Here is a 7,848-nt window from a genome sequence, read left to right as displayed (position 1 = left end):
TGAAGCCGATGTGGCATTGCCTCAACCCACGGTGAGCGAGGACTTGCACGCCGATTACGCCACGCTCGGCACCACCCTGGGGCCGCACCCTTTGACGCTGCTGCGCGCGGAACTGCGCAAGCGCCGCTGCCGCAGTTCCCAGGAACTGCTGAGCGTGGAGCATGGGCGCAATGTGAGCGTGGCCGGGCTGGTCACCGGGCGCCAGCGTCCCGGTACCGCCAGCGGTGTGACCTTTGTCACCCTGGAAGATGAGTTCGGCAACCTCAATGTGGTGGTCTGGCGCGACCTGGCCGAACGTCAGCGCAAGGCCCTGGTCGGCTCGCGACTGCTCAAGGTGGACGGGCGCTGGGAGGCGGTGGGTGAGGTGCGGCATTTGATCGCCGGGCGCCTGACCGACTTGTCGCCGCTGCTCGATGGCATGGTGGTGCGCAGCCGGGATTTTCACTGAGGCCAGTGGTTTATTCAGCTCAAGTTCGACAAGATGAAACCATCTACCGCCGCCGCGCTCCAAAAGTTGCAACAGCCTCGTCATTGCCCAGAGCCCGATCATGCAATTTTTATCCAACTCCCACGGCTGTGAAGGCTGGGCCGGTGAAATGGCCCAGCGAATCCGCGCGTTTGACTGGTCAGGCACCGACCTCGGCCCGATCGATCGCTGGTCCACCAGCCTGGCCTGCACCGTGCAGATGATGCTCGCCTCGCCCGTGCCGATGGTGATGCTATGGGGGCGCGCCGGTTACATGATCTACAACGACAGCTACTCGGTGTTCGCCGGCGGTCGTCATCCGTACCTGCTGGGCACGCCGGTGGAGCTGGGCTGGCCGGAAGTGGCCGAGTTCAACCGGCATGTGGTGGACACCTGCCTGGCCGGTGGCACCCTGTCGTTCAACAACAAGGAGCTGGTGTTGTCGCGCCATGGCAGGCCGGAAACCTTGTGGCTGGACCTCTACTACAGCCCGGTGGCCGGGGATGACCAGCAACCGGCCGGGGTGCTGGCGATCGTGGTCGAGACCACTGAACTGGTCAAGTCCGAGCGGGTGCGCCAGGAGCTGACCCATAATCTGGAGCAGCGCGTAGCGGCCGAAGTGCAGGCGCGTTCCGCCGCCGAGGAGCAGCTGCGCCAGTCGCAGAAGCTGGAAGCGATTGGCGGCCTGACCGGCGGCGTGGCCCACGACTTCAACAACCTGCTGCAAGTGATCGCCGGCAACCTGCACCTGCTGGCCCGCCATGAACCGGACAACGCGCAAGTGCAGCGGCGCGTCTCAGCCGCGATTGCCGCCGTGGAGCGCGGGGCCACCTTGTCCTCGCAACTGCTGGCGTTTGCGCGGCGTCAGCCCCTGTCGCCGGCGGTGTACAACCCGCAACGTATCTATGCCGGCCTCGGTGAGCTGCTGCAACGCGCGCTGGGTGAAACCATCCATATCGACGTGCAGTTGCCGCAGGATTCCTGGTGCATCAACGTCGACCGCAATCAGCTGGAAAACGCGCTGCTCAACCTGGCGATCAATGCCCGCGATGCCATGCAAGGCGAGGGCGTGATTCGTATCACCGGCGAAAACATCATTCTCAACCCGGCCGAATGCGCGGGCAAAAGCATCAAGCCCGGCGAGTATGTGCGCCTGGCGGTCACCGACACCGGCGTGGGCATGCCGTCGACGGTACTCAAGCGTGCGTTCGAACCGTTTTTCACCACCAAGCGCGAAGGGCAGGGCACGGGCCTGGGGCTGAGCATGGTGTTTGGTTTTGTCCGCCAAAGCGGGGGGCATGTCGACATCTGGAGCGAAGAGAACAAAGGCTCGGTGGTGCAGATGTATTTCCCGCGCAGCCTGGAACCGGAACATGCCGAACCGGACATTGGCCTGGAGAGCCCTTGCACCGGCCAGGAAACCATTCTGGTGGTGGAGGACAACGAAGGCGTGCGCCTGACCGTGGTGGAGCTGCTCAAACAGTCGGGCTACACCGTGCTGACCGCCGAAGACGGCGATCAGGCCATGGCCAAACTGCAGTCCGGCCTGCAACCGGAACTGATCTTTACCGATGTGGTGATGCCCGGCCGCATCAAGAGCATCGACCTGGCCAACTGGGCGCGTGAGCAGGTGCCGCCGATTCCGGTGCTGTTCACCTCCGGCCACACCCGCGACATTCTTTCCTCCAATCATCTGCTGAGCGCCGACATTAATCTGTTGAGCAAACCCTACAGTCCCGACGCCCTGACGCAACGGGTACGCAGCGTTCTCACCGCCAGACAAGGTTGTTCATGACTTCACAGCACAACACTCCTCCATCGACCGTCCAGCACACTGGCTTCGTGCGGGTGCGCGGCGCTCGCGAACACAACTTGCGTAACGTCGACGTGGATATTCCCCGCGATGCCCTGGTGGTGTTTACCGGTGTGTCCGGTTCCGGCAAGTCGTCCCTGGCGTTTTCCACCGTGTATGCCGAGGCCCAGCGCCGCTATTTCGAATCGGTGGCGCCTTATGCGCGACGCCTGATCGACCAGGTCGGCGTGCCGGATGTCGACAGTATCGAAGGCTTGCCGCCCGCCGTGGCCCTGCAACAGCAGCGTGGCACACCGAGTGCGCGGTCCTCGGTGGGCAGCGTGACCACCTTGTCGAGCCTGATCCGCATGCTGTATTCCCGCGCCGGCCGTTACCCGCCGGGGCAGGCGATGCTGTACGCCGAGGACTTTTCGCCGAACCTGCCCCAGGGCGCGTGCCCGCAATGCCATGGCCTGGGCCGCGTGTATGAAGTGACCGAAGCGCTGATGGTGCCCGACCCGTCCCTGACCATCCGCCAGCGCGCGGTGGCGGCCTGGCCGCTGGCATGGCAGGGCCAGAACCTGCGGGACATTCTCGTGACCCTGGGTTACGACGTGGATATCCCGTGGCGCGACCTGCCGAAAAAACAGCGCGACTGGATCCTGTTCACCGAAGAAACCCCCACCGTACCGGTGTACGCCGGCTTCACCCCGGCGCAGACCCGCGATGCCTTGAAGCGCAAGCTGGAGCCCAGTTACCAGGGCACCTTCAGCGGCGCGCGGCGCTACATCCTGCACACTTTCGCCCAGACCCAAAGCGCGCTGATGAAAAAGCGTGTGTCGCAGTTCATGCAAGGCAGTGCCTGCCCGTTGTGCGAGGGCAAGCGGCTGACCCGGGCGGCGTTGTCGGTGAAGTTTGCCGGGGTGGATATCGGAGAGCTGTCGCAACTGTCCCTGACCCGCCTGGCCGAGCTGCTGCGGCCGGTGGCGGCGGGGCAGGACAAGATGAAGCTGTCGGTGGAAAAGCGCCTGGCTGCCCAGCGCATCGCCGAGGATCTGCTCGAACGGGTCACGACCTTGATCGAGCTGGGCCTGGGCTATCTGTCCCTGGAGCGCAGCACGCCGACGCTGTCGTCCGGGGAGTTGCAGCGTTTGCGCCTGGCCACGCAACTGGGCTCGCAATTGTTCGGAGTGATCTACGTGCTGGACGAGCCCTCGGCGGGCCTGCATCCGGCGGACGGCGAAGCCTTGTTCAGCGCGCTGGCGCGTTTGAAAGCGGCCGGCAATTCGCTGTTTGTAGTGGAGCATGACCTGGAAACCATGCGCCGCGCCGACTGGTTGATCGATGTCGGCCCGGCCGCCGGCGAGCACGGCGGGCAAGTCCTGTACAGCGGCCCACCTGCGGGGTTGGCGGATGTCGCCGCGTCGCAGACCCGTGACTACCTGTTTGCCGAGCCGCGGGCCTTGAATCCCACGCGGCGGGAACCCAGCGGCTGGCTGAAGCTGCAAGGGGTGACGCGCAACAACCTGAAGAACCTTGCCGTGGATTTCCCGCTGGGTTGCTTTACGGCGGTGACCGGGATTTCCGGTTCGGGCAAATCCAGCCTGGTCAGCCAGGCGCTGCTGGAACTGGTCAGCAGCGGCCTCGGGCGCGTGCTGGAAAGCACCGACGAGCCCAGCCTGGAAGACGCTGCGCCTATCGCCAGCGAAGGGCGCATCAGCGCCGGGCTGGAGCAGATCCGGCGTCTGGTGCAGGTGGACCAGAAACCTATCGGCCGTACGCCGCGCTCCAATCTTGCGACCTATACCGGGCTGTTCGACAACGTGCGCAAATTGTTCGCCGCCACGCCGGCGGCGAAGAAGCGCGGCTACGACGCGGGGCAATTTTCCTTCAACGTCGCCAAAGGCCGATGCCCGAATTGCGAAGGCGAGGGGTTTGTCAGCGTCGAGTTGTTGTTCATGCCCAGCGTGTATGCGCCATGCCCGACCTGCCACGGGGCGCGTTACAACCCCGAGACCCTGGCGGTCAAATGGCAAGGCTTGAGCATCGCCCAAGTGCTGGGCCTGACTGTGGAGGAAGCAGTCGAGGTGTTTGCCGAACAGCCCGGCGTATTGCGCGCCCTGCAGGTGCTGCGCGATATCGGCCTGGGCTATCTGCGCCTGGGCCAGCCGGCCACCGAGTTGTCGGGCGGTGAAGCGCAGCGCATCAAGCTGGCCACCGAGCTGCAACGCACGGCGCGGGGCGCCACCTTGTACGTGCTGGACGAACCGACCACCGGGCTGCATCCCAGGGATGTCGACCGCTTGCTCAGCCAGCTCAATCAATTGGTGGAAGCGGGGCATACGGTGGTGGTGGTCGAGCATGAAATGCGCGTGGTGGCGCAGAGCGACTGGGTGATCGATATCGGCCCCGGCGCCGGCAATGCGGGCGGGAAGGTGGTTGCCAGTGGTACGCCGCAGGCCGTCGCCGGCAGCAAGGACAGCCGCACGGCGCCATTCCTGGCGCGCGAACTTGTCTAGTCGGCTCAATGTGGGAGGGTCGCCCCTTCCCAATGTTGAAATGCAGACAAATGTGGGAGGGGGCTTGCCCCCGATGGCGGCCTCTGGGCTGGCCAGGATGTTGGATCAGACTGAGTACACTGGCCCAGTGCGGCTAACCCGGCGCCCTGCCGGGTTACCCACGGATTCAAGCCTGCGTTCGGCCAGCGTGGTTTAACGGGGCGCCTGAGATCAAAAGCAGATCAAGAGCGGCTCGCTTCGCATCGTGTGGTGCTGATCCAAATCTGTGTGGTGGTCGCCGGGCGGATGGTGGAGATTGTGTGGGGCTTTCGTGCCCAGTGAAGTATCCTGCGCGCCTCGTTCACCACTGATCCAGAGAAGATGACAGGACAAGACATGCAGGCGCTGCTGGAGTCGATCCTTGACGAAGTGCGGCCTCTGATCGGCCTCGGCAAAGTCGCCGATTACATTCCCGCCCTGGCCGACGTATCCGCCAACCAGCTTGGCATCGCGGTATACGGCAACGACGGCGCGGCCTATTGCGCGGGCGATGCCGATACGCTGTTTTCGGTGCAGAGCATTTCCAAGGTGTTCAGCCTGGTGCAGGCCATCGACCACGGCGGCGAAAGTATCTGGGAGCGCCTGGGCCATGAACCGTCGGGGCAACCGTTCAACTCCATGGTGCAACTGGAATTCGAACGCGGCCGACCGCGCAATCCTTTTATCAACGCCGGCGCGCTGGTGATCTGCGACATCAACCAGTCGCGTTTCGCCGTGCCGATCCTGTCGATGCGCGATTTTGTGCGGCGGCTGTCGGGCAATCCGCAGATCCTGGTCGATAGCGTGGTTGCCGAATCCGAAGCCCGGCATGGTGCGCGTAATGCGGCCATGGCCTACCTGATGAAAGCCTTCGGTAACTTCCATAACGATGTGGACGCGGTGCTGCACAGTTACTTCAACTACTGCGCCTTGCAGATGAGCTGCCTGGACCTGGCCCGGGCGTTCAGCTTCCTGGCCAACGAAGGCGTGAGCGCGCACAGTGGCGAGCAGATCCTGACCGCGCGCCAGACCAAACAAGTCAACTCGATCATGGCCACCAGCGGGCTGTATGACGAGGCGGGCAACTTTGCTTATCGCGTAGGGTTACCGGGCAAGAGCGGGGTAGGCGGCGGGATTGTCGCGGTGGTGCCGGGGCAGTTTACCGTGTGCGTGTGGTCGCCGGAGTTGAACGCGGCGGGGAACTCGCTGGCGGGGATCAAGGCGTTGGAGTTGTTGAGTGAGCGGATTGGGTGGTCGGTGTTCTGAGCCTGTCACCAGACCAAACTGTGGGAGGGGGCTTGCCCCCGATGGCGGCCTCGGGGCCGACCAGGATGCTGGGTTGGATTGAGTACATATCCGTTTCTGCGGTAACGGCTGATATAGGTTCCGCTTTTACAGCGGCTCACTTTTGAAAAGCGCAAAAGTAAGCAAAACGCTCTTGCCCCACCACTCGGCACCTCGCTTAGGCTCGGTGTGCCCTCTCTCCGGCTTGAATCCGTGGGCCGCCGCCACGCGCCATCCATGGCGCGGGGCGGCTAACCCGGCGTCCTGCCGGGTTACCCACGGATTCAAGCCTGCGTTCGGCCAGCGTGGTTTAACGGGGCGCCTGAGATCAAGAGCAAAAGCGCGGCGGCCTTAGAGCCGACCGGTATTTTGTGTCGATCCGCGATCCAAATGTGGGAGGGGGCTTGCCCCCGATGCGGTACGTCAGCCAGCGCTGTTGTCGCTGACCCACCGCCATCGGGGGCAAGCCCCCTCCCACAGTTGGATCTTCAGTGTTTTGGCGGATTTTATACGCTCCAGATTTACGTGGCTGGGCAGGCCTCATCCAGCACCTTATCCACCATTAGTTGCACGCCTTCAAGCATCCGGCAGATGCCCTGCGCAACATTGCGATGGGTTCCGTCGATTTCGAAAGCGAGGTGGGTGGCGATATATCTGAGTGGGCGCGATCCTGTGGGAGGGGGCTTGCCCCCGATGCGGTGTGTCAGCCAGCGCTGTTGTCGCTGACCCACCGCCATCGGGGGCAAGCCCCCTCCCACAGTTGGATCTCCAGTGTTTTGGGGGATTTATACGCTCCAGATTTACGTGGCTGGGCAGGCCTCATCCAGCACCTTGTCCACCATTAGCTGCACGCCTTCAAGCATCCGGCAGATGCCCAGCGCAACATTGCGATGGGCTCCGTCAATGTCGAAAGCGAGGTGGGTGGCGATATATCTGAGTGGGCGCGATCCTGTGGGAGGGGGCTTGCTCCCGATGCGGTGTGTCAGCCAGCGCTGTTGTCGCTGACCCACCGCCATCGGGGGCAAGCCCCCTCCCACATTTGGATCTTCAGTGTTTTGGGGGATTTATACGCTCCAGATTTACGTGGCTGGGCAGGCCTCATCCAGCACCTTGTCCACCAGCAGTTGCACGCCTTCAAGCATCCGGCAGATGCCCAGCGCAACATTGCGATGAGTTCCGTCGATTTCGAAAGCGAGGTGGGTGGCGATGTCGGTGATGGATGCCAGGTCCTGGGAGGCGTTGACCAGCAAGGTTTCCGTGCCCAGGTCGGGGCGTACGGTAAAGAGTTGTTCTGGGGGATTGGGGGTGTCTTTAATCATGGTGAAATTCCGTTGACAAGTGGAGCCGCCAGCGTTCGCGGTCAAACGAAGAAGGTGGCAGCTGTACGCGGGTTGACCGACCGGTTGTCAACGAACCCGGCATACCCGAAGGTATCCCGCGCACAACTGCCGCGACACGATACCTCAGGCACAAAAAAAACGCCTGGGATAGGTGCAGGGCGTAGCAGTTCGTTAACAAGGTCGGACGGTCAAATCCGGTCGCTGAATTGGCAGCGACGGCGAGGAGGTTAGCCAGCGAAGTTCCGAGGGACAACCTGAAACGGTTGTGGGATATATCTGAGTGGGCACCATCCTGTGGGAGGGGGCTTGCTCCCGATGCGGTGTGTCAGCCAGCGCCATTACGAGGCGGATCAGGACGGCATTATCCAATGTGGGAGGGGGCTTGCCCCCGATTGCGGTGTCACAGTCAACAGATGTATTGACTGACAC

General features: G+C 63.1%; 5 protein-coding genes and 2 pseudogenes. 4 read left to right on the top strand and 3 right to left on the bottom strand.

What is annotated here, in order from left to right; genetic code table 11:
- The 4 genes from BFP96_RS21705 to glsB form a co-directional block, all read left to right on the top strand.
- Nucleotides 1–448: OB-fold nucleic acid binding domain-containing protein (locus BFP96_RS21705; protein WP_256549181.1), on the top strand; the 448-nt coding region annotated here is incomplete at its 5' end.
- 100 nt (nt 449–548) lie between these two features.
- The gene (locus BFP96_RS21700) at nt 549–2,261 is read left to right on the top strand and encodes an ATP-binding protein (RefSeq protein ID WP_065936986.1); all 1,713 of its coding nucleotides are present in this window, start codon (nt 549–551) and stop codon (nt 2,259–2,261) included.
- The gene (uvrA, locus tag BFP96_RS21695; RefSeq protein ID WP_065936985.1) at nt 2,258–4,777 is read left to right on the top strand and encodes an excinuclease ABC subunit UvrA; all 2,520 of its coding nucleotides are present in this window, start codon (nt 2,258–2,260) and stop codon (nt 4,775–4,777) included. The genes BFP96_RS21700 and uvrA overlap by 4 nt, the downstream gene beginning before the upstream one ends.
- A gap of 375 nt (nt 4,778–5,152) precedes the next feature.
- Nucleotides 5,153–6,061 carry a glutaminase B gene (gene glsB, locus BFP96_RS21690; RefSeq protein WP_065891786.1) on the top strand — a complete coding sequence of 303 codons (909 nt, stop codon included), beginning with the start codon at nt 5,153–5,155 and terminating at the stop codon, nt 6,059–6,061.
- 539 nt (nt 6,062–6,600) lie between these two features.
- Here the strand turns inward: glsB and BFP96_RS31855 are convergent.
- The 3 genes and pseudogenes from BFP96_RS31855 to BFP96_RS21675 form a co-directional block, all read right to left on the bottom strand.
- Nucleotides 6,601–6,729: pseudogene (locus BFP96_RS31855) on the bottom strand (DUF6124 family protein); the annotation flags it as partial.
- A 150-nt stretch (nt 6,730–6,879) separates the two neighbouring features.
- Nucleotides 6,880–7,008: pseudogene (locus BFP96_RS31850) on the bottom strand (DUF6124 family protein); the annotation flags it as partial.
- A gap of 150 nt (nt 7,009–7,158) precedes the next feature.
- The gene (locus BFP96_RS21675; RefSeq protein ID WP_065891785.1) at nt 7,159–7,398 is read right to left on the bottom strand and encodes a DUF6124 family protein; all 240 of its coding nucleotides are present in this window, start codon (nt 7,396–7,398) and stop codon (nt 7,159–7,161) included.
- Nucleotides 7,399–7,848: the final 450 nt, after the last annotated feature.

The organism is Pseudomonas sp. 34 E 7 (assembly GCF_900005715.1).
GTDB lineage: Bacteria > Pseudomonadota > Gammaproteobacteria > Pseudomonadales > Pseudomonadaceae > Aquipseudomonas > Aquipseudomonas orientalis_A.
This window is presented reverse-complemented; position numbering and strand designations above follow the sequence as displayed.